Annotated in this window: 18 protein-coding genes; 8 read left to right on the forward strand and 10 right to left on the reverse strand. The window is 59.9% G+C overall.

The window, feature by feature from the left end; genetic code table 11:
* From FHX15_RS14710 to FHX15_RS14750, 9 genes are all read right to left on the reverse strand, one after another.
* Entirely contained in the window at nt 1-597 is a 597-nt protein-coding gene (locus FHX15_RS14710; RefSeq protein WP_184398224.1) for a 2-hydroxychromene-2-carboxylate isomerase, read from the reverse strand.
* Nucleotides 598-752: 155 nt separating this feature from the next.
* Nucleotides 753-1,790 (reverse strand): LLM class flavin-dependent oxidoreductase, encoded by a 1,038-nt coding sequence (locus tag FHX15_RS14715; protein ID WP_184398226.1) that lies wholly within the window; start codon nt 1,788-1,790, stop codon nt 753-755.
* 11 nt (nt 1,791-1,801) lie between these two features.
* Nucleotides 1,802-2,689, reverse strand: coding sequence for an ABC transporter substrate-binding protein (locus tag FHX15_RS14720; RefSeq protein ID WP_246778972.1), 888 nt, complete (start codon nt 2,687-2,689; stop codon nt 1,802-1,804).
* 129 nt (nt 2,690-2,818) lie between these two features.
* The gene (locus FHX15_RS14725; RefSeq protein ID WP_184398229.1) at nt 2,819-3,763 is read right to left on the reverse strand and encodes an ABC transporter substrate-binding protein; all 945 of its coding nucleotides are present in this window, start codon (nt 3,761-3,763) and stop codon (nt 2,819-2,821) included.
* Between the two features lie 92 nt (nt 3,764-3,855).
* Nucleotides 3,856-5,634: an amino acid ABC transporter permease/ATP-binding protein gene (locus tag FHX15_RS31465; protein ID WP_184398231.1), complete on the reverse strand. Its 1,779-nt coding sequence runs from the start codon at nt 5,632-5,634 to the stop codon at nt 3,856-3,858.
* 32 nt (nt 5,635-5,666) lie between these two features.
* Nucleotides 5,667-6,224, reverse strand: coding sequence for a GNAT family N-acetyltransferase (locus FHX15_RS14735; RefSeq protein ID WP_184398233.1), 558 nt, complete (start codon nt 6,222-6,224; stop codon nt 5,667-5,669).
* A complete protein-coding gene (locus FHX15_RS14740; RefSeq protein ID WP_184398235.1) occupies nt 6,221-7,420 on the reverse strand; it encodes a M20 aminoacylase family protein in 1,200 nt (399 codons plus the stop codon). Before FHX15_RS14740 ends, FHX15_RS14735 begins: the two co-directional genes overlap by 4 nt.
* A gap of 18 nt (nt 7,421-7,438) precedes the next feature.
* Nucleotides 7,439-8,788 (reverse strand): LLM class flavin-dependent oxidoreductase, encoded by a 1,350-nt coding sequence (locus tag FHX15_RS14745; RefSeq protein WP_184398237.1) that lies wholly within the window; start codon nt 8,786-8,788, stop codon nt 7,439-7,441.
* Nucleotides 8,789-8,810: 22 nt separating this feature from the next.
* Nucleotides 8,811-9,803 carry an LLM class flavin-dependent oxidoreductase gene (locus FHX15_RS14750; protein ID WP_184398238.1) on the reverse strand — a complete coding sequence of 331 codons (993 nt, stop codon included), beginning with the start codon at nt 9,801-9,803 and terminating at the stop codon, nt 8,811-8,813.
* Between the two features lie 574 nt (nt 9,804-10,377).
* Between FHX15_RS14750 and FHX15_RS14755 the strand changes: the two genes are divergently transcribed.
* The 8 genes from FHX15_RS14755 to FHX15_RS14790 all read left to right on the forward strand — a co-directional run bounded on the left by FHX15_RS14755 (nt 10,378) and on the right by FHX15_RS14790 (nt 19,770).
* Nucleotides 10,378-11,511, forward strand: coding sequence for a transporter substrate-binding protein (locus tag FHX15_RS14755; RefSeq protein ID WP_184398240.1), 1,134 nt, complete (start codon nt 10,378-10,380; stop codon nt 11,509-11,511).
* Nucleotides 11,508-12,089, forward strand: coding sequence for an ANTAR domain-containing response regulator (locus FHX15_RS14760; RefSeq protein ID WP_184398242.1), 582 nt, complete (start codon nt 11,508-11,510; stop codon nt 12,087-12,089). The genes FHX15_RS14755 and FHX15_RS14760 overlap by 4 nt, the downstream gene beginning before the upstream one ends.
* A complete protein-coding gene (locus FHX15_RS14765) occupies nt 12,089-12,937 on the forward strand; it encodes an ABC transporter permease (protein WP_184398244.1) in 849 nt (282 codons plus the stop codon). The genes FHX15_RS14760 and FHX15_RS14765 overlap by 1 nt, the downstream gene beginning before the upstream one ends.
* Nucleotides 12,937-13,857, forward strand: a complete 921-nt coding sequence (locus FHX15_RS14770; protein ID WP_184398246.1) for an ABC transporter permease — start codon at nt 12,937-12,939, stop codon at nt 13,855-13,857. The genes FHX15_RS14765 and FHX15_RS14770 overlap by 1 nt, the downstream gene beginning before the upstream one ends.
* Nucleotides 13,858-13,881: 24 nt before the next feature.
* Nucleotides 13,882-15,501, forward strand: coding sequence for an ABC transporter substrate-binding protein (locus tag FHX15_RS14775; RefSeq protein WP_184398248.1), 1,620 nt, complete (start codon nt 13,882-13,884; stop codon nt 15,499-15,501).
* Between the two features lie 65 nt (nt 15,502-15,566).
* Entirely contained in the window at nt 15,567-16,511 is a 945-nt protein-coding gene (locus tag FHX15_RS14780) for an acetamidase/formamidase family protein (RefSeq protein WP_184398250.1), read from the forward strand.
* Nucleotides 16,508-18,178 carry an ABC transporter ATP-binding protein gene (locus tag FHX15_RS14785; protein WP_184398252.1) on the forward strand — a complete coding sequence of 557 codons (1,671 nt, stop codon included), beginning with the start codon at nt 16,508-16,510 and terminating at the stop codon, nt 18,176-18,178. Before FHX15_RS14780 ends, FHX15_RS14785 begins: the two co-directional genes overlap by 4 nt.
* Nucleotides 18,179-18,702: 524 nt before the next feature.
* On the forward strand, nt 18,703-19,770 hold the full coding sequence (locus FHX15_RS14790) for a porin (protein ID WP_184398254.1): 1,068 nt from the start codon (nt 18,703-18,705) through the stop codon (nt 19,768-19,770).
* A 454-nt stretch (nt 19,771-20,224) separates the two neighbouring features.
* On the opposite strand, the gene FHX15_RS14795 is transcribed toward FHX15_RS14790, so the two are convergent.
* A complete protein-coding gene (locus FHX15_RS14795; RefSeq protein ID WP_409527015.1) occupies nt 20,225-20,566 on the reverse strand; it encodes a DoxX family protein in 342 nt (113 codons plus the stop codon).
* Nucleotides 20,567-20,722 lie beyond the last annotated feature (156 nt).

Here is a 20,722-nt window from a genome sequence, read left to right on the forward strand (position 1 = left end):
TCACGGCTTGTCACCGCGCAGATGCCGCTCAAGAAAGGGCAAGTTATCCTGGCCCCAATATAGCTCGTCCTCGTAGACAAAACTGGGGAACCCGAAGACGCCTGTTTCGCGTGCGTGAACGCGATCCCCCGTCCATTTCTGCTGGACATCGCCATCGGCCTGCCGCCGTAGCAGGGCCGACCCATCGAAACCGGCAGCATTGACGATTGCCTCACGGATGTCAGGTCTGCCGATATCTTTCGCCTCGCTCCAGAACGCATGCTGGAGGGCGCGCGTCACGCCGATCCAATCCTGGCCGTCGAGATAGGCGGCTATGACAAAAAAGGAAGCCGGCGTCGGATCGCTGAGTTCTGGCCGGTTTTCGAGGATGAGGCTCTTGCCGCGCACACCGGCCCAGCGCTTGAGATCGCGGATCCAGTACGCACGGCGAATTTCAGGGCGATTGCGCGAAAAGATGCCGCCATTTTCTTCAACGACCGTGGTCAGATAAGGCTTTATGGTGACATCATTTTTTGCAGCGATCTCGGCAAAGGCATCGAGACCGATATAGGACCAGGGAGAGCTGATCGAAATGAAATATTCTACTAGCTTTGTCACCATTATTCCTGCAATTGCCGCACGTTGGCAGCGGTACTGTTGAAGATGGTTTGCTCTGGACGGACAAGCGCCTCATTCGAGACGTGAGGATGCCTGTTCACGCTGCCCTTATTGATGCATACGCGTGTTTGAAGCTTTCAAGAGGAGGATGTCGATCATGATGCCGCACGAAGGGCGGCCTTTATTTTCCAGCCAAGCGCGGGCGCAATGCGGGTCACGAAGTCATGAAGGATTTGACGATAGTCGTCGTGCTCGAATTCATAGGGCAATTCCAGCCTGAGCTCGCGAACCTGCGGCAGAATGGGATCGGCGCGGAGACGCTCGATAATCTCCTGCGATGTGCCGACGAGATCGCGGGCAAAGAGGGTTCGCCGATCGCCCTGGGGGGACAGCGTACGCTCATGTCGCCCGGCAGCGTAATCGCTGTAGCGCCGGCGGGTGGCCGCATCCGCACTGTCGAAGGGCACGATGACCCGTCCGAGCGCTACCCGGCGTTCTGCACCTCCCGCGGCCCGGTAAGCTGAAAGCTGGCGGCTTTGGGCGGTGAAGAAGTCGTCGGTTTCCTCTCCGCTGGTGACATTGCCAATCAGCAGATTAAACCCGTTCTTCCCGGCCCAACTGGCGGAGCGAAGCGAGCCGCCGCCATACCAGATGCGGTCGATCAGACCATTCGCATAGGGTTGAAGGCGCGGACGCTGCGGTCCGAAAGGCGTCTTGATGATTGTGTTTTCATCGCCGAGATAAGTGCCCTTGAGATTATCGGTGAAACGCAGGACACGCTCATGCGAGAAATCATGGTTTTGCCAGTCGCCGTCAAAAGCGAGCGGACCGATGAGATCGGCATGCAGCGGACGACCGGCACTCAAGCCCACATTAAGCCGTCCCCGGGACAAGACATCGACCGTCGAAAGATCTTCGGCAAGCCTGAAGGGACTTTCATAACCGATCGGGATGACGGCGGTGCCAAGCTCGATGCGGCTGGTGCGCTGCGTGGCGGCCGCCAGGAAAGCAGTCGCCGAGGAGATGCCGGGCTCCAGATGCCGCTGGCGAGCCCAGGCACTGTCGAAACCCAACTCCTCGCCGTAGGTAAGCAGCTGCAATGTCTGCTCGAGACCGAAGAGCGGATCCTGCTCGGCATAGTTACCAGGTGTCAGGAAGCCGATATGGCTGATCGAAGGCGTATTACCGCTCATCACGTTGTCTTTCAGAATTTCGGCAAGCCGGGCGGGTTCGTTTCGGAGATGGGCAACGCTTCTTCCGACAAATGCCAGTGCTCGAGGATCTTCGCATAGGTGCCATCCTTGATGAGCCCGTTGGTCGCGAGCGTCAGCGTATCGGCAATCCGGCTTCCCTTGCGTGTCGTGATGGCAACATCGGAGCGATCGGGCCAGCCGGCGCTCAATGTTCCGACCCGCTTGATGTTCTTGTCGCGGGCGGCAATGAAGACGAGCTGAGCATGTGGTTGAACGATCACATCGGCGCGGCCGGAGCGCAGCGCCAGCAGGCTTGCCGCCTCATCGTCATAATATTGCAATTCAAGTGGCTTCAGACCCGCTTTGACATCCTCATCGCTCCACTTCAGCAGAATGCGCTCCTGATTGGTTCCCGCGCCGACGATGATGCGCAGTCCTGCCGCATCCTTCGGCTCTCTGATCGAGGTGATCGTGCTGTCGGCCTTGACGAAGAACCCGTGCAGCCCCTTTCGATAGGTAGAGAAATCAAATTTCTCCTTGCGCTGTTCGGTTACCCCGACGTTCGAAATGACGGCGTCATATTTGCCTGATGCCAGGCCGAGCGGCCAGTCGATCCAGGCGACCGGCACGATCTCGAGCTGCAGTCCAAGGCTCTCGGCAACGGCATTGGCGTATTCCGGGTCCGCACCGACGACCGTCTTGGCGTCCGTCGCATAGGTAGCCAGCGGCGGCCCGCTAGGGCTTACGGCAATCGTGAATTTACCCGGCGTGACGAATTTGAAATCCTTCGGGATGGAAGAGATGGCCGCCTCGTTTCGCTGGGCGTGCACGCGGTTGGGTTGCTCCGGGCTTAGATCGAATTCGTCCGCTACTGCAATGCCTGCGTAGCAGGTCGTCATGCAGGCGATGGCGGCAATCCACTGGATGCGCAGCCTTGAAAATTTTGTCACGACAGAATTCTCCATAGATATATCTGCAAACGAGGACGGACCCGCGCGACCTCCAACGCCGGTCGGTCAGACTGTTCCTTACGAACCGCTCTTCGGCAGCCCCGGCGGGTTGGTCTTGGCTGTATCGATGGCTTCGGCGCTCAAGCTCCAGTGCTTCAGCACTTCGCCGTACTTGCCGCTTTTGATGAGATTATTGAGCGCGACGGTCACAGCATCGGCAAGGCCGGCGCCCTTCTTCGTGGTGACAGCGATTTCCGCCGTCAAAGGCCAGCCGCCGGAGACGACGCCGACGAGCTTCGTCTGCTTCTTGATGGAAGCACCATAGGCTTGCGTCGCATTCGGATTGAACTCGACGTCCGCACGGCCGGACTGGAGCGCCAGATCAGCAGCGGCACGATCGTCATAATATTGCACCTCGATCGGCTTCAGGCCGGCGGCCACATTCTGGCGATCCCATTCGAGGATGATCTTTTCCTGATTGGTACCTGCCCCGGTGATCACCTTGAGACCGGCCACGTCCTTTGGTTCCTTGATCTCGGTGATCTTGCTGTCGGACTTCACGTAGAAGCCGAGCACATCCTTGCGATAGGTCGAGAAATCGAACTTTTCCTTGCGCTCCTCGGTGACCGTTACATTGGAAATGACCGCATCATATTTTCCCGAGGAAACGCCAAGCGGCCAATCCGCCCAGGCGACGGACACGAGGTTCAATTCAAGACCAAAGGAATCGGCCAGCAACTGCGCCAGATCCGGATCGGCGCCGACGACGGTGCGGGCGTCGGAGGCATAAGTGGCGATCGGTGGATCCCAAGCGTTGATGGCAACGGTGAATTTTCCGGGCTCAACGAACTTGAAATTCGGCGCAATCGCCTTGACGGCAGCGTCATTCTTTTCGGCGCGCACACGGTTCGAAGTATCGGGGCTCAAGTTGAATTTCTCTTCCGCCTGCGCGCTGTTGAAGCCTAGCGTCGCAAGGACGACAATGCCGGCAAGCAGGTAGGTGGCTCTATTCTTGAATGCCATTGCCCTTCTCCATCTGATCTTAGGGTTGTTGTTGTCTTCATGCCCTCCGGACGCCCGTCGCGACCGGGATGCTTACGCCTCGTGCCCAGAGTTCAAAGAACCTTGGCGAGGAATTCACGTGTGCGGGGATGTTCCGCCTCGTTAAAGATGCGGGCCGGTGGACCGGCCTCGAGGATATGGCCGCCCTCCATGAAGACGACGGTATCAGCGACTTCACGGGCAAAGCCGATCTCATGCGTGACGATCACAAGGGTCGTGCCGGTGCGTGCCAGCTCGTTGATGACGTCGAGCACTTCGCCGACAAGCTCCGGATCGAGCGCCGATGTCGGCTCATCAAACAACAGCACCTTTGGCCGCAGCGCGAGCGCGCGCGCAATTGCCACGCGCTGCTGCTGGCCACCGGAAAGCTGGCGCGGATAGGCGTTGATCTTGTCGCTGAGCCCAATGCGGGCGAGCAGTTCCTGCGCGAAGCGGATCGCCGCCTCCCGGCTTTCGCCGCGCACCTCGATCGGCGCTTCGATGAGGTTTTCGAGCACGCTCAGATGCGGGAAAAGATTGAAATTCTGGAACACCATGCCGATATCGGCCCGGCGCTTCAGGATATCCTTTTCCTTCAATTCGTAGAGCGTGTCGCCTTTCTGCTCATAGCCGACGAGATCGCCATCGACCGAGATGAAACCGCTATCGACGCGCTCCAGATGATTGATGGCGCGCAGCAGCGTGGATTTGCCGGAGCCTGAAGGGCCAAGGATCGCGGTGACACTGCCGGCGGGCAGGTTGAGATCGATGCGGTCGAGTACCTTCAGCGGACCGAAGCTCTTGGTTATCCCATGGATGCGGACCGCGCCTCCAGCACGCAGCGCCGTCGTACCACGGAAACCGGATGTCGAAGCGAAGTCGCCTGCAATCTCCGCAGTGGGCAGCGGACGGCTGAACCGCCGGAAGACGGATTGGAAGGGCAAGGGCTTCGGGTTTCGTAGCGCGCCCTTGGAAAAATGGCGCTCGATATAGTGCTGGACGATCGACAGCACCGTCATGATGACGAGGTACCAGACGGTTGCTACCATCAGCAACGGGATGACTTCGAGGTTGCGACGGTAAATGACCTGCACCGTGTAAAACAATTCGGGCAGCGCGAGCACGTAGACCATGGATGTGGACTTGGCGAGACCGATGATCTCGTTGAAACCGGTCGGCAGGATCGACCGCATGGCCTGCGGCAGCACGATGCGGAACGCCTGCCGATGGCGCGAAAGGCCAAGTGCAGCGGCCGCTTCCAACTGGCCTTGATCGACCGAAAGGATGCCGCCGCGGACGATCTCGGCGAAGAAGGCCGACTGATTAAGCGTAAGCCCCAGAAAAGCCGCCGCAAACGGCGTCAGCAATTGCGTCGTCGGATATTCGAAGAGGATGGGACCGGTGAATGGCACACTGACGGTGATCGTCTCGTAGAGATAGCCGAGATTGTTCAGCACCAATAGCAGGACGATGACCGGGATCGAACGCAAGAGCCAGATGTAGCCCCAAGAAAGACCCGACAGAAGCGGCGACCTGGATACGCGGGCAAGCGCCAGCGCCGTGCCAAGGATCGAACCGGAGATCGTCGCAAGCAGGGTTAAAAGCAGCGTGCGCCCTAAACCGGCAAGAACGGGGGCTGCGAAGAACCACTCGGCAAAAACGCCCCAGCCCCAGCGCGGATTGGTGAAGGTCGAATAGAGAACGGCTGCGATGACGGCAGCGGCAAAGACACTGCCGGCGATCCGGCCTGGATGGCGCGACGGGACGATTCTCAGTCGGGAGTAATCCTGGACCGCGCGATCCGCTGCCCTGCCACCGGGCTCGATATCGGCGTAATCACTGGTGACTGCCATCGTGTCCCCCTACTTTTGGGTTTTATCGGAATTCAGAGATTTGCGACTGCCGGCAATGGCTGATGATCGGCGTCGGCAGGCGGGCGCGGCGCGAGGTGGCGAATGTCTTTTTCAAACGGCAGCGTCTTGTAGATTTCGGGATCGATCTTGGTGTCGAAAAGCGCCGTATAGCCATACTTGAGATAGAGGCCGACAGCCTCCGGCTGGCGAAAGCCGGTGGTCAGGTAGATCCGGGAATAGCCCTGGCGGGCGGCTTGCGCTTCCAGCTCGACGAGAACCTGGCGGGCAAGGCCCTGGCGGCGCAGATCCGAGCGTGTCCAGATGCGTTTGAACTCGGCGGTCCGCTCGTCGTAGAACTTGAACGCACCGCCGCCGATGGCCTCGCCATCGCGGATGAGCAGCACGAAATTACCAACCGGTGGCGCGAAAGCCTCAGGCGGATAGCGGTTTAGCTCGGCTGCGGCTCCTTCGTCGCTGAAGTAGTTTCCATAGCGACTGTCATATTCGTAGATCAATTCGTCGATCAGCGGCTTGGCACGGGGATCGAGAGGCGTGGTATAGAGGAACGTGTCGCTCATGTCGTTCATCACCTATTGTCGTCAGTGAGGAAGGTCTCGGCGAGCCGCACCCAGTAACGGGCGGCAGGCGCAATGATCGCGTCGTTGAAATCGTAGTGGGCGCTATGGAGCGGCGCGCTGTCGCCATTGCCGACGAAAAGGTAGCTGCCGGGCTTTTCCTGCAGCATGAAGGCGAAATCCTCGCTTGCCGTGCGCGGCCGAAACTCCGCCGCGATGCTTTCCGGTTCGAACGAGGAAAGCGCGACATCACGGGCAAAGGCCGTTTTTGCCCTGTCGTTGATGAGGGCCGGAAATCCAAGCCGGTAGTCGACCTCCGCCGTTGCGCCGAAGCTTTCGGCCTGCGCGCGAGCGAGCGCCGGCACACGGTTTTGAAGCTTGTCGCGCACGGCCTGGCTGAAGGCGCGCATGGTGAGCTTCAACTCGACGCTTTCTGGGATCACGTTTGAGGCTGAACCCGCGTGGATCGAGCCGACAGTAACGACCGCCATATCCTGCGGATCGACATTGCGCGAGACGATGCTTTGCAGTGCGGTGATGAACGAGGCCGAGGCAAGCACGGGATCGACGGCGCGATGCGGTTCGGCACCATGCCCGCCCCTGCCGACGATCCGAATGAGCGCCTGATCGACCGAGGCCATGGCGGCATCGGCGACAAAGCCGAAAACGCCGGCGGGCTCCCCAGGCCAATTGTGCAGGCCGAAGACGGCATCGACCGGAAACCGCTCGAACACTCCCTCCGAGAGCATTTTGCGAGCGCCGGCGCCGATCTCCTCGGCCGGCTGGAAGATCAGCCGCAAGGTCCCGCTGAAGTTGCCGTTTTCAGCGAGATAGCGCGCCGCGGCCAGCAATATCGTGGTGTGGCCGTCGTGGCCACAGGCATGCATGACGCCCGGATTACTGCTTGCATAGGCAAGGCCCGTCGCCTCCTCGATCGGCAGGCCATCCATATCGGCACGGATGGCGACGGCCCGCTTTCCATTGCCTCGGGCGAGGGTTGCGACTATGCCGGTGCCGGCAATGCCCGTCGCCACCTCATAGCCCCAGGAGGAAAGGTGTGATGCCACGAGCTTGCTCGTGCGACGTTCCTGGAAAGCAAGTTCGGGATATTGGTGAAGGTCGCGGCGAAGCGCGATGAATTCGTTGAGATGAGCAGCAATGCCGGTCTCGATCCGATCGTGGCTGCGCGAAGGCTGGGCTAGGAGATTCATGGGATTTTCCGCCACGCCTCAGGCGCTGGCAGCCTTTCCGTGCTCGACCTTGCTGACGTCGGCCGCATAACGGCTTTGACGGAACGGCAGCCCTAAATGATCGCGCAGCGTCTCGCCTTTGAGGACCGGATCGAAATAGCCGCGCTCTTCGAGGATCGGCAGAACATGACGTGAAAAATCGTCAAAACCTTCGGCAATAACCGGGAAGCCGAGAATGAAACCATCGGCGGCCTCACCGTCGATCCAGCGGATGATCTCGTCAGCGATATGCTCGGCCGTGCCGATGAAAGCCGTGCGCGGCGTTGCCGCATCGAGTGCGACCTCCCTGAGCGTCAAGCCCTTTTCATGCGCCGTCTTCTTGATCCGGTCCGTTGTGGCGCGGAAATTGTTGCGGCCGATCTCGCCGATGTCGGGGAACGGCTCATCGAGCGGGTAGGTACTGAAATCATGATGGTCGAAGAAGCGGCCGAGATAAAGGAGTGCCTCTTCGACAGTCACGAGGCTGCGGATCGCCTGATATTTGGCTTCCGCGTCGTCCGCCGTCACACCGACGATCGGGCCGATGCCGGGATAGACGCCGACCTCGGCACCCCGCCGCCCCTGCGCGATCACGCTCTGCTTGAGCTGTTTATAGAAAGCCTGGGCGTCCTCGAACGGGCCGCCATTGGTGAAGACGGCATCGGCATGTTTGCCTGCAAGTCGTATGCCGGAATCGGAGGCACCGGCCTGGAAGACCACCGGCTGGCCCTGCTTCGAGCGGCTGATATTGAGTGGTCCCTCGATGCGGAAAAAGCGGCCCTTATGATTCAGGCGATGCATTTTGCTCTTGTCGGCATAGACACCGGTTTCCCGGTCCCGCACGAAGGCGTCATCGTCCCAGGAATCCCAAAGACCCTTGATCGCATCGATATAGTCCTCGGCGATCTCATACCGAAGCTCGTGTTCCGGATGTTCACGGCCGTAATTTCGGCCCGATCCTTCAAGCGGCGAGGTTACCGCGTTCCAGCCGGCGCGGCCGCCGCTGATGAGATCGAGCGAGGCGAACTGGCGGGCGATCGTGAAGGGATCGCTATAGGAGGTGGAAACTGTGCCCACCAAGCCGATCTTCGAGGTCGAGGCAGCCAGTGCCGCAAGGATCGTCAACGGCTCGAAGCGGTTGAGGAAGTGCGGGATCGACTGCTCGTTGATGTAGAGGCCATCGGCGACGAAAGCGAAGGCAATACCGGCCTCTTCTGCCTTGCGGGCGGTGTTGACGAAAAATTCGAAGTTGGTGCTGGCATCTGCCGGGCTGCTCGGATGCTTCCAGGCGTTCATGTGGCCGCCAGGCCCCTGCAACATGATACCGAAAGTGATTTTCTTCTGGGCCATGGTTCAATCCTCCTGGGGATGGTCAGGCTGCGAGGGAAAGTCGTTCCTTGGCGAGCAATTCGATGGAAGAAAGCCGCTCGGATGCCGCAAGCGCCGGCGTATCGAGTATGAATTCCTTCACCCCGTAACGGCGATGCAATTCATCCAGCTCCTTGTGGATCTGCGCTGCAGTGCCGTGCAGCACGCTCGGCACCTTTTCCTCAATGCGATAATCGGTAACGCCAGCCTGGTGGGCGAATTCGGCCGCCTGTTCTTCACTGCCGACGTTCACGGTCTGGCCGTTCGGCAGGAAGACCTTGACGATGCGCAGGTTGCCGACGCGCTCGCGTGCCTGCTCTTCATTGTCGGCCGCGAAGGCGGCCAGTGCCAGGATCGGCCGCTTGCCAGCAGAGGCACGCTCATAGGCCTCGAAGGTCTTTCGCAGGTTTTCCGGATCGCCATTGAGATGGCCGGCGAATACCAGTTCCCACCTCTTTTCCGCAGCAAGCAATGCGCTCTCGACGCTTGCACCAAGAAGGTAGCGCTCAGGTGCGACAGGCGGAAAGGGCCTCGCCTGCGCGCCTTCATAGCTGGGATCGGCCGTAAGATAGGTGTTGATGTCGGAAAGCTGGGCGGCGAAATTGGGCTTCCTTTCCGGATCGAAGGCCGCCTGCAAGGCTCGTGTCGAAAGCGGAAAACCGCCAGGCGCCTTACCGACACCGAGATCGACTCGGCCGGGCGCTAACGAGGCAAGAAGATTGAAGGTTTCGGCGACCTTGTAGGCGCTGTAATGCTGCAGCATCACTCCGCCGGAACCAATGCGGATCGTCGAGGTCCGCGCGAGAAGATAGGCGATCAATGTTTCCGGCGCAGAACTCGCCAGATTGGACATGTTGTGATGTTCGGCGACCCAGAACCTGTGATAGCCGAGTTCTTCGGCCCGGATTGCCAGCCGCACGCTTGCCTGCAAGGCTTCGGCGGCGCTTTTTCCCTGTTCGATCGGGCTCTTGTCGAGCAGGCTCAGAAGATAAGACATATTGCTTCATCCAGATCAGCTTCGCGTTTGCGTCGCATAATCTATAAAAACCATGGACAATATGAATTATAAGAAAGAGCGTTCTCTTTATACGTGTGGTTCAGGAAAATTCATTGCGTTCGCACAGGTCATGATGGTCACTCGTAAAGTTTGCCCGGGCTGGGACAAAGGCATGCCGTCGATCGAATGGGTTGGGTGAACACGGCGGACCGACTAGCTCTATCAAAGCGCATGATGCGGAAGGGGCAGCACAGACTGCCACCAGTCATTTATTGGCTCGGTCATCCCATGATCGAACGCATGGGTCCCGCCATGCGCCAAGCGCGCGTCAGGATATGAGCGGAGAGTTTCCCCGGCTGCGGACCTTCGGCAAGCGAGCTTACCGAAGTCGCCGCAATTTGCCTGGAATGCGGTTGACAAAGCCAGGTTGCCTGTATTTTATTCATGCTTGCGGATTAGGCAAAGTGCTCCGCATCCTATAGATGACTTTGATTGTCGCTGGGCAGTTTCGCCCCATGATGGCCTCCGTCTCGGACGGGACGCCTCATGGGGTTTTTGGTTTTTTGGCTTGCAGATGAATGATATTTTGAAAATCGGCATTCTTTACTCCACCACGGGCCCCTACGGCTCCATGGGGCGCGACGCGCGCGCGGGCGCTGAATTCGCAATCGCTGAATTCGCAACCGAGAGCAGGCAGCCGGTCGAACCAGTTTTTTTCGACCCGCAAGCCGACCTTGCCGCCTATCTCGAAGGTGCGCGCCATCTGCTGCGCGCCGGCTGCCGCCACATCGTCGGCACCATCACTTCGGCCGCTCGCAAGGAGGTCATCCCGCTCATCGAAAAGCACGACGGGCTGCTCTGGTATATGTGCCCCTACGAGGGTTTTGAGGCGAACGAGAATGTCATCTATGTGGGCGGCTGCCCGAACCAGCACCTCTTGCCGCTCTTCCAACATCTGACGCCACGCTACGGCAAACGGCCCTATCTCGTCGGTGCCAATTATGTCTGGGGCTGGGAAATGAACCGGCTTGCACGCGAGCTGACCATCAACGCCGGCGGCGAGATACTCGGTGAGCGCTACCTGCCGCTCGAGGAAACCGCGGTCGAGCGCATCATTGCCGATATCGAGCAGCGTCGTCCGAGCTTCATCCTGAATAACCTGATCGGCCCTTCAAGCTATGCCTTCCACGAGGCGATCCGCCGACTTGCCGATCGCGACGGCCGCTTCCGGCCCGAGGCCTGCCCTGTCGTCAGCTGTGATCTGATGGAATGTGAACTCGACGATATCGCACCGGGCGCAGCCATTGGCCAGCTCTGCGCAGCCTCCTATTTCGACAGTGTCTCAACCCCCGAAAATGCCGATTTCAAACAGAGGGTCGCTGCGCATTTTGGCACGGCACGCCGCATCTCCAGCGTTTTTGCCAGCTCTTATACGGCCATGCGGCTCTGCGTCCATGCGATCGTGGCAGCCGGTGGAGACGAACCATCAGCGGTGCGCCGGCAGTTATACAGCAAGGACTGGGCAACCCCGTTCGGCGCACTCAGTATTGACAGTGAAACGAACCATGCCGCCCTGCCCTTCCATCTCGGCCGCATCAACGCCAGGAACGGCTTTGATGTAATTGCCTCCCGCCCGCCCGTTGCCGCCGATCCCTATCTGACCGGCCGCAAGAAGGTGGCTTCGCCGAGATTACGGGTGGTCTCATGAGAGAAACACCGAATTTCACCGGCTGGCATGCCGTCGTCTTGCACCGCGAGGACGGCAATACCGAAAGGCTGATCCGTCAGCTGCGTCTTCTCGGCCTATCCGCGACGTTGCAATGGGCGCCGCTTTCAGCTGCAAGCCTGCCCGATCTCGTCATCGTCGATGCCGATCAGGGCTTTGACGATCTTCTGCCCTGGAGCGGCGGCGCCGCGACACGCCCGGTCATCGCGCTGCTTGGTTCGGAAGCGCCAGGCCGTATTGCCTGGGCGCTCAGCCAGGGTACAGGGGCGATCATCCCCAAGCCGATCGCCGCTTCCGCCGTCTATCCGGCCCTCGTCATGGCCCTCTCCATTCACCAGGAGCGCAAGGGCATTGCCGAGCGTCTGCAATATCTCGAAGAGCGCGTGCGACTGCGCCCGCTCGTACATGCAGCCGTGGAAAAGCTCATGAAGGCGCATGCGGTCGATGAGGAACGTGCCTATTCGATCCTGCGCAACTGCGCCATGCGCCGCCGCCTGCCGATGGAACAGATCGCCGCCTTCATTATCGGCGGCATAGAGCCCCTGCCGGAGGCCGGCTGATGCATGTATTCAAAGCGATGTTGCGGCAGCCGGCTGCGCTCTTCGGCCTTGTCATCGTGCTTGTCGTCATCGGCCTTGCCGTGGCCGCTCCCTGGATAGCGCCCTTCAATCCCGATGAGCAAATGTTTGATGGCCTCTCGCTGGAAGGTGCGCCGCTGCCGCCCGGCGGCCCCTATCTGTTCGGCACCGATACGCTGGGACGCGATCTTTTCTCGCGCATGCTCTTCGGCGCGCGGACTTCACTCGTCATCGGCCTCGTCGCCAACGGCATTGCAGTGGCGATCGGCCTCTTCATCGGCATTCTTGCCGGTTATATGCGCGGCATCGTCGGCAACATTCTGATGCGGTTTACGGATCTGATGATGGCCTTCCCGGCTTTGCTGCTGGCAATCGTGCTTGCTGCATTGCTGCGGCCGAGCCTCTGGATCGTCGCTATGGTGATTGCGCTCGTCAACTGGGTGCAGGTCGCCCGCATCGTTTATACCGAAACCCGCGGGCTGGTGGAGCGCGACTTCATCATGGCCGAACGCTCGCTCGGCGCCGGTCATTTGCGTGTGCTCTTCCTGCATATTCTGCCGCATCTCGTGCCAACCGCAATCGTCTGGGGCACGCTCGGCATCGCAACGACTGTGTTGCTCGAAGCAACCCTTTCCTTCCTCGGGATCGGCGTGCAGCCACCACAACCCTCCTGGGGCAACATCATTTTCGAAAGCCAGAGCTATTTTCAGGCGGCTCCGTGGCTCATCTTCTTCCCCGGCGCGATCATCATGCTGACGGCGCTCTCCTTCAATCTCGTCGGCGATGCTCTGCGCGACATTCTTGACCCGACCCAGCGCGGGAGAGGCTGATGGTCTTTCTCGTCCTTCGCCGGCTGATACAGGCTGCCCTCATTCTTCTCGGTGTGGCCGCCATTACCTTCGTGCTGCTCTATGCCCTGCCGGCCGACCCGGCGCGCATGATCGCGGGCCGTAGTGCGACCGCGCAGACGGTCGCCAATATCCGCCATGAACTCGGCCTGGATCAGCCGCTCCTCGTACAGTTCAGCACCTATCTTACCAATCTCCTGCGTGGCGATCTCGGCCGATCCTACGCGCAGAAGACCGAAGTCTGGACGCTGATTGCCGCCCGCCTGCCGGCAACGCTCGTCCTCATGGCGGCCGGCATCCTCGTGGAAGCCGTGCTTGGATTGACGCTTGGCACGATCGCCGCCATGCGCCGCGGCGGTTTCGGCGACCGGCTCGTGATGACGGCGTCTTTCGTTGGGGTCTCGGCGCCGCAATTCGTTGTCGCTCTGCTGCTGCTTTATGTCTTTGCCGTAACGCTCGGCTGGCTGCCCATGAGCGGCTACGGCACACCGGCCCATATTGTATTGCCGGCCTCCACACTCGGCGTCCTTGGTGCCGGCTGGTATGCACGCATGGTGCGATCGGCCATGATCGATGTGCTCAATCAGGATTATGTCCGCACGGCTCGATCCAAGGGCCTGTCCTCGCGCCGCATCATCTTCCGCCACGCCTTGCCGAACGCCATCCTGCCGATCATCGCCATGATCGGCATCGATATCGGCCAGTTCATGAGCGGCGTGGTGGTCGTCGAGGCGGTCTACGGCTGGCCGGGTATCGGCCAGCTTGCCTGGCAGGCGATCCAGCAGGTCGACATACCGATCATCATGGGCGTCACGCTGACATCAGCGCTTGCCATCGTCATCGGCAACCTGCTCGCCGACCTCGTTGCGCCGCTCATCGATCCACGCATCCGCACACGTTGACAGCAACCAAGAAGGGGAACCCGAATGTACAAACGCTGGCTTCGACACACCACAATGGCAACGATGGTGGCACTCGCCCCGATCGCTGCCAAAGCACAGGAAACGCCCAAGCAGGGCGGCGATATCGTCGTCACCTATAAAGACGACATCACGACGCTCGATCCGGCCATCGGCTACGACTGGGTCAACTGGTCAATGATCAAGAGTCTCTATTCGCGCCTGATGGACTATGCGCCGGGAACGCCGAACCCGATCCCGTCGCTCGCCGAAAGCTTCACTGTGTCGCCGGATGGCCTCACCTATACGTTCAAGCTGCATAAGGGCGTGAAGTTCTCCAACGGCCGTGAAGTCGTCGCTTCCGACGTGAAATATTCGATCGAACGCGCCGTCAACCCGAAGACGCAAGGCCCGGGCGCCGGCTTCTTCGGCGCCATCCAGGGCTTCGAGGATGAGACCGGCGGCAAGGCCGAGACGCTCTCAGGCATCGAGGCGCCTGACGATAGCACCGTCATCTTCCACCTGTCGCGTCCCGACGCGACCTTCCTGCATGTACTCGCCATCAACTTTGCTTCTGTCGTGCCGAAGGAGGCTGTCGAAGCTGCCGGTGGCGATTTCGGCAAGAAGCCCGTCGGTTCCGGCACCTTCATCCTGAAGGACTGGACGATCGGCCAGCAGCTCGTTTTCGAGCGTAACAAGGATTATTTCGTCAAGGGCGTGCCCTATATCGATAGTTTCAAGGTCGAAGTCGGCCAGGAACCGCTGGTGGCACTGCTGCGCCTGCAGAAGGGTGAAGTCGATATTGCCGGCGACGGCATTCCGCCGGCCAAGTTCCTCGAGATCAAGAACTCCGCTGACGGCGCGCAGATGATCGTCGATGGCGAGCAGCTGCATACCGGCTACATCACGCTGAACACCAAGGTGAAGCCGTTCGACAACGTCAAGGTGCGCCAGGCCGTCAACATGGCCGTTAATAAGGAGCGTATTACACGCATCCTAAATGGCCGCGCGACGCCCGCCAACCAGCCGCTGCCGCCACTGATGCCTGGCTACGACAAGTCCTTCACCGGTTACGCCTACGACGCGGCAAAGGCCAAGGCGCTGCTTGCTGAAGCTGGCTTTCCGGATGGCTTTGAAACAGTGCTCTATTCCACCAATACCGATCCGCAGCCGCGTATCGCCCAGGCGATCCAGCAGGATCTCGCAGCTGTTGGCATCAAGGCTGAAGTCCGCGCGCTTGCGCAGGCCAACGTCATTTCGGCCGGCGGCACGGAAGGCGAAGCGCCGATGATCTGGTCGGGCGGCATGGCCTGGATTGCCGACTTCCCGGATCCGTCCAACTTCTATGGCCCGATCCTCGGCTGCGCCGGCGCTGTTTCGGGCGGCTGGAACTGGTCCTGGTACTGCAACGCTGATCTCGACAAGCGTGCGGTTGCCGCTGACTCCATGTCCGACCCGGCAAAATCTGCCGAGCGCACCGCTGCCTGGGGCAAGATCTTCACCGACATCATGACCGATGCGCCGTGGGTTCCGATCATCAACGAACGCCGCGTCGTGGCGAAGTCGCTGCGCATGGGAGGTGCTGACAACATCTACATCGACCCGACCCGCGTCATCAATTACGACGCGATCTACGTGAAGCAATAAGCGTGGGGAACAATGCCTTCCCGGCTCGGCACGGGAAGGCTTCATAACATCGAGGGAGACATCTTATGTGCATTGCCTGCACCCACACGATTCACCGCGCGAAGCATAATTTCGGCTGGAACAAGGATTTCGCACCGGCTGTCGTTGCCAAGCCCGGCGAGACCATCCATTTCGAATGCCTTGACTCCTCCGGCGGTCAGCTTGGCGCCGATGCGACGCTGGACACGCTCAACAATCTGGACTTCGGCAAGATCAATCCGGTTTCAGGCCCGGTCTACGTTGAAGGCGCCAACCCCGGGGACGCGCTGAAGGTGACATTGCGCAAATTCATTCCCTCGGGCACCGGCTGGACGGCCAATATTCCCGGCTTCGGTCTTCTTGCCGACCAGTTCAAGGAACCGGCGCTACATGTCTGGTCCTATGACGCCAACAGCATGACACCAGCCCTTTACGGCCCAGGCGGCCGCGTGCCACTGAAGCCCTTTGCCGGCACGATCGGCGTTGCCCCCGCCGAACCGGGTACGCATTCCGTCGTGCCGCCACGACGTGTCGGAGGCAATATGGATATCCGTGACCTGACGGCCGGCGTCACGCTCTATCTGCCGATCGAAGTTGAAGGCGCGCTCTTTTCTATCGGCGACACGCACGCCGCCCAGGGTGACGGCGAAGTCTGCGGCACGGCGATCGAAAGCCAGATGAATGTCGAGGCGACGATTGAACTCATCAAGGATGGTCGTCTGCAGACGCCGCGCTTCACGACGACTGAGCCCGTCACCCGCCATCTCGACGGTGCCGGTTACGAAGTCACGACAGGCATCGGCCCTGACTTGATGACTAGCGCACGCGAAAGCGTCATGCGCATGATCGATCTTCTGACTGCCGAACATGGGATGAGCGCTGTCGATGCCTATCTGCTCTGCTCGGTCTGCGGCGATCTGCGTATCAGCGAAATCGTCGATATGCCGAACTGGGTCGTCTCCTTCTACTTCCCGAGGATCGTATTCGCGTGATTGAAGCCATGCCCGCCGCACCCATTCTCAGCGTTCGCAATCTTAGTGTCGATGCGCGAACACCGGAGGGCCGCAAACCGGTTCTGAACGATATCAGTTTCGATCTTGCAAGCGGCGAAACCCTCTGCCTGGCCGGGGAATCCGGATCGGGTAAATCTGTGACCTCGCTGTCGATCATGGGCTTGTTGCCGAAGGCCTCGCTTCAGGTCGCCTCCGGCAGCATCCTGCTCGGCGAACGTAACCTGCTGAAACTTTCCGACCGGGCTATGCGTCGCGTGCGCGGCGGCGACGTCGCCATGGTCTTTCAGGAACCGATGACCTCTCTTAACCCGGTGATGTCAATCGGAGGGCAGCTGACTGAGGCGATCCGCGAACATCAGGGCAGCGAGAATGCCGAGGCGATTGCCCTTCAAATGCTCGATGCCGTGCACATTACGGATCCAGCAAGGCGCCTGAAACAATATCCGCATGAACTTTCAGGCGGCATGCGCCAGCGCGTCATGATCGCCATGGCGCTCTCCTGCCGTCCCCAGGTGCTGATCGCCGACGAGCCGACGACCGCGCTCGACGTGACCGTACAGGCGCAGATCCTCAAGCTGATGCGCGAGCTGAAGTCGGAATTCGGCACCTCAATCATCCTGATCACCCATGATATGGGCGTCGTCGCCGAAATGGCCGACCGTGTCATCATCATGCAGAATGGCGGGATCGTCGAAGAGGGTCCGGCCATCGGCATTTTTCGCACCCCGCGGCAGACGTATACACAGCAACTGCTCTCAGCCGTTCCCCGCCTTGGTGCCTTTGCCGGTACAGACGGCCCGCCGCGCATCACGTCACGCAGCGTCGAGACCCTCCGGGCCGACCGCTCACCAGTTCTGAATGTGCGTGGTCTCAATGTCACCTATGGCGGTGCTGCGAGCTTTCTCTTCAAAGGCAAGGAGCCGCCCGCGGCAGTCAGGGACGTCTCCTTCGATATTCTGCCCGGCGAAACCCTCGGCCTCGTCGGCGAAAGCGGTTCGGGAAAATCGACGACAGGCAAGGCCGTGCTCGGCCTCATCCCTTTCACGGGCGATGTGGTGATCGACGGCCGCAACATTGCAGGCTTCAGCCATCGAGAGATGCAGCCGATACGCCGCACGGCACAGATGATCTTTCAGGATCCCTACGCGTCGCTTGATCCTCGCATGGCGGTGGGTGCTGCGATCGCCGAACCGCTGGTGATCCACGGTATCGCCAGCAAGTCCGAGCGACAGGATAGGGTCGCAGAACTTCTGCGCCGCGTCGGCCTCACGGCGGATGCCGCCACGCGCTATCCGCATGAATTCTCCGGCGGGCAGCGGCAGCGCATCTGCATTGCCCGCGCCCTTGCACTGGAGCCGAAGCTGATCGTGGCGGATGAAAGCGTTGCGGCACTCGATGTATCGGTACGCGCCCGCGTGCTCGACCTGATGCTGGAACTGCAGGAAAGCATGGGGCTCTCCTATCTCTTCATCTCGCATGACATGGCCGTCGTCGAACGCATGTCCCATAAGGTCGCGGTCATGCGTAGCGGCCGGATCGTCGAAAGCGGCACTCGCCGGCAGATATTCGAATACCCGGCAGAGGATTACACGAAAGCGCTGATGGCTGCCGTTCCGATCCCCGATCCGCAAGCGCGGCGTGCATAAGTCTGAGACGCAAATTGAGATGAGTAGCAGAAGCGTGTCCTCAAGGAGCCCCGTGTGCCTTTTACGAGGTTCGTTCCTCGGCCTCAGTCGAATCATCACTGCGATCGAATCGCGGCGCCATTGCGTGTCGCTCGCGCCTCCGGCCGACAGCCGCGGGCAGCCGCATCTTCCGTCGGCAGCGCTGCCCACGCGTGCAAATACAGGCCGCACCGTGATCAGTATTTGAGAAATTCGGGGACTCAGCAACGATCCCCGCGCCTATTTGCTCCCCACCAATCCCAGCTAAGTCGTGCCAATATAGCGATATTTTGAAGTTTCGATTTACCTCTTGTTAACGCCCGCGTAAGGACTGTTGTAGTTCTGTCACACACATCACGGTTTAGTTAGAATTCGCTATAAAATGAGAGCATTCATTGTTGAGCCCTCTCTCCTTTCAGCTATTTTAGGCCTCACCGAATTGATCGGTTTTATCTGAGGGGACGTTCTTTCGTGGAACGCACTCGAACTTAGGAGATTGGCTTTCCATGAACATTCGTATGATGTTGCTTGGTTCTGCAGCAGCCCTCATCGCTGCACCGGCATTTGCAGCTGACGCAATCGTTGCTGCCGAGCCGGAACCGGTTGAATACGTTCGCGTCTGCGACGCTTACGGCACCGGCTACTTCTACATCCCGGGCACGGAAACCTGCCTGAAGATCGAAGGCTACATCCGTTTCCAGGTTGACGTCGGCCAGAATGCCGATCACGGCGAAGCCGGCAACGACTCTGACTGGGATGCATTCACCCGCGGTCAGGTTCAGTTTACGGCCAAGAGCGACACCGAATACGGCCCGCTCACCGGCGTGATCGTTCTGCAGGCCAATGCCGACGCCTCTTCCATCCAGAACACGAAGCTCGACTCGGCTTACCTCGACATCGCCGGCTTCCGCGCCGGTCTGTTCTACTCCTGGTGGGACGATGGTCTCTCCGGCGAAACGGACGACATCGGTTCGGTCGAAACCCTGCATAACTCGATCCGTTATCAGTACGAAACCGGTTCCTTCTACGCTGGCATCAGCGTCGACGAACTGGAAGACGGCGTCTACCAGGGCAGCATCGATCCCGTCACCGGCGACTTCATTGCGGACGATCGTCCGAACAACGTCGGCGTTGCCTTCGGCATCGGCGGCAAGGCTGGCGCCTTCAGCTACCAGGTCACCGGCGGCTGGGACTTCGACAACGAAGACGGTGCAATCCGCGCAATGGGTACGGTTGATATCGGCCCGGGCACGCTCGGCCTCGCTGGCGTTTACTCCAGCGGCCCGAACTCCTACTACTCGGCAGCTGAATGGGCAGTTGCTGCCGAATACGCCATCAAGGCTACCGACAAGCTGAAGATCACCCCCGGTGTCCAGTACTACGGCAACTACGTCGGCGGCGGCAAGGCAGTTCCGGACTCCTTCGACGGTCTCGACGATGCCTGGAAGGCCGGTCTGACGCTCGACTACCAGATCGTCGACAACTTCTACGCCAAGGCTTCCGTTCAGTACCTGAAGCCGGAACATCAGGACGACGACTGGACGGGTTACTTCCGTCTGCAGCGCTCGTTCTAAGCTGAATACTGAAGGCCCCGGGATTGCATCTCGGGGCTTTTCATCACGAGCTTCTGGTTTGGTGACCTCCAATTCAGAAGACAGAGGTCGATCCGGTTCCCTGCCGGATCGGCCTCACCCATCGATACAGAGCTCCACTCCTGTAGATGGCTACGGCCCGTCCTCACCAGAGGACGGGCTTTTTCATTGCGCGATTTCGAAGTTGTCGACGCCAGACCTCAGAGCGCCGCGCACCCGTTCGGACGCGCAAGGATGCTCTAACCATTTGAATCTACGCGTCAGGCTTTCCGAAAATGGACGCCGATTTTCGAGCCGATGCCGTGGGCCAGGATACGCTTTCGCAAAAAGGCACCTCGCCCATGCCTCCACTTCAAACCAAGGTAGCAGATTCCGCACGGGTCAAAGCAGGAAGACCGGCGGTCGGCCTTGGCGATTTCAAGTCCGGAACTTGAGCTTAACCGATATCCAACGGCAGCAGCTGACGCAGCCTCGGCTCACGCAGATAAAGGCCGCCCCAGGCGGCAAGGCCAAGAAGCAGGCAAACGATTTGCGGAGGAGTAAAAAATTCTCCAAGACGGAAATGTGTGCAGATCGCGCCACCCAAAAAACCAGTCACAAGTATCGCGCCGAGGAAGGCCGTCCTTGGAACCGCATAAAGGACTGCGCAGATCGCAATGATAACGCCGAGCGTCGGGGCGAGATTCGCGGAAAAACCAGTTGCTTCCATCTCACCGCGTATGAAATTAGGCGCAAAGAGATTAGTGGCTGCGTCGGCAACAAGCAGAACGACGACCACTGCAGACAAAATTCGCCCAATCCAGATAGACATAGTGCTCCTCCCATTACTGGTCACGACATGGCTTATGAGGTCGCTTGGATGCTGTCAATCCGACAGCATCCGCGTAGCCAACAGTTGCAGAGCCCGCGCCCGCGAGAGCAACAACAAGGTGCC

The sequence above is a fragment of the Rhizobium sp. BK650 genome (assembly GCF_014195325.1).
Classification (GTDB): Bacteria; Pseudomonadota; Alphaproteobacteria; order Rhizobiales; family Rhizobiaceae; genus Rhizobium.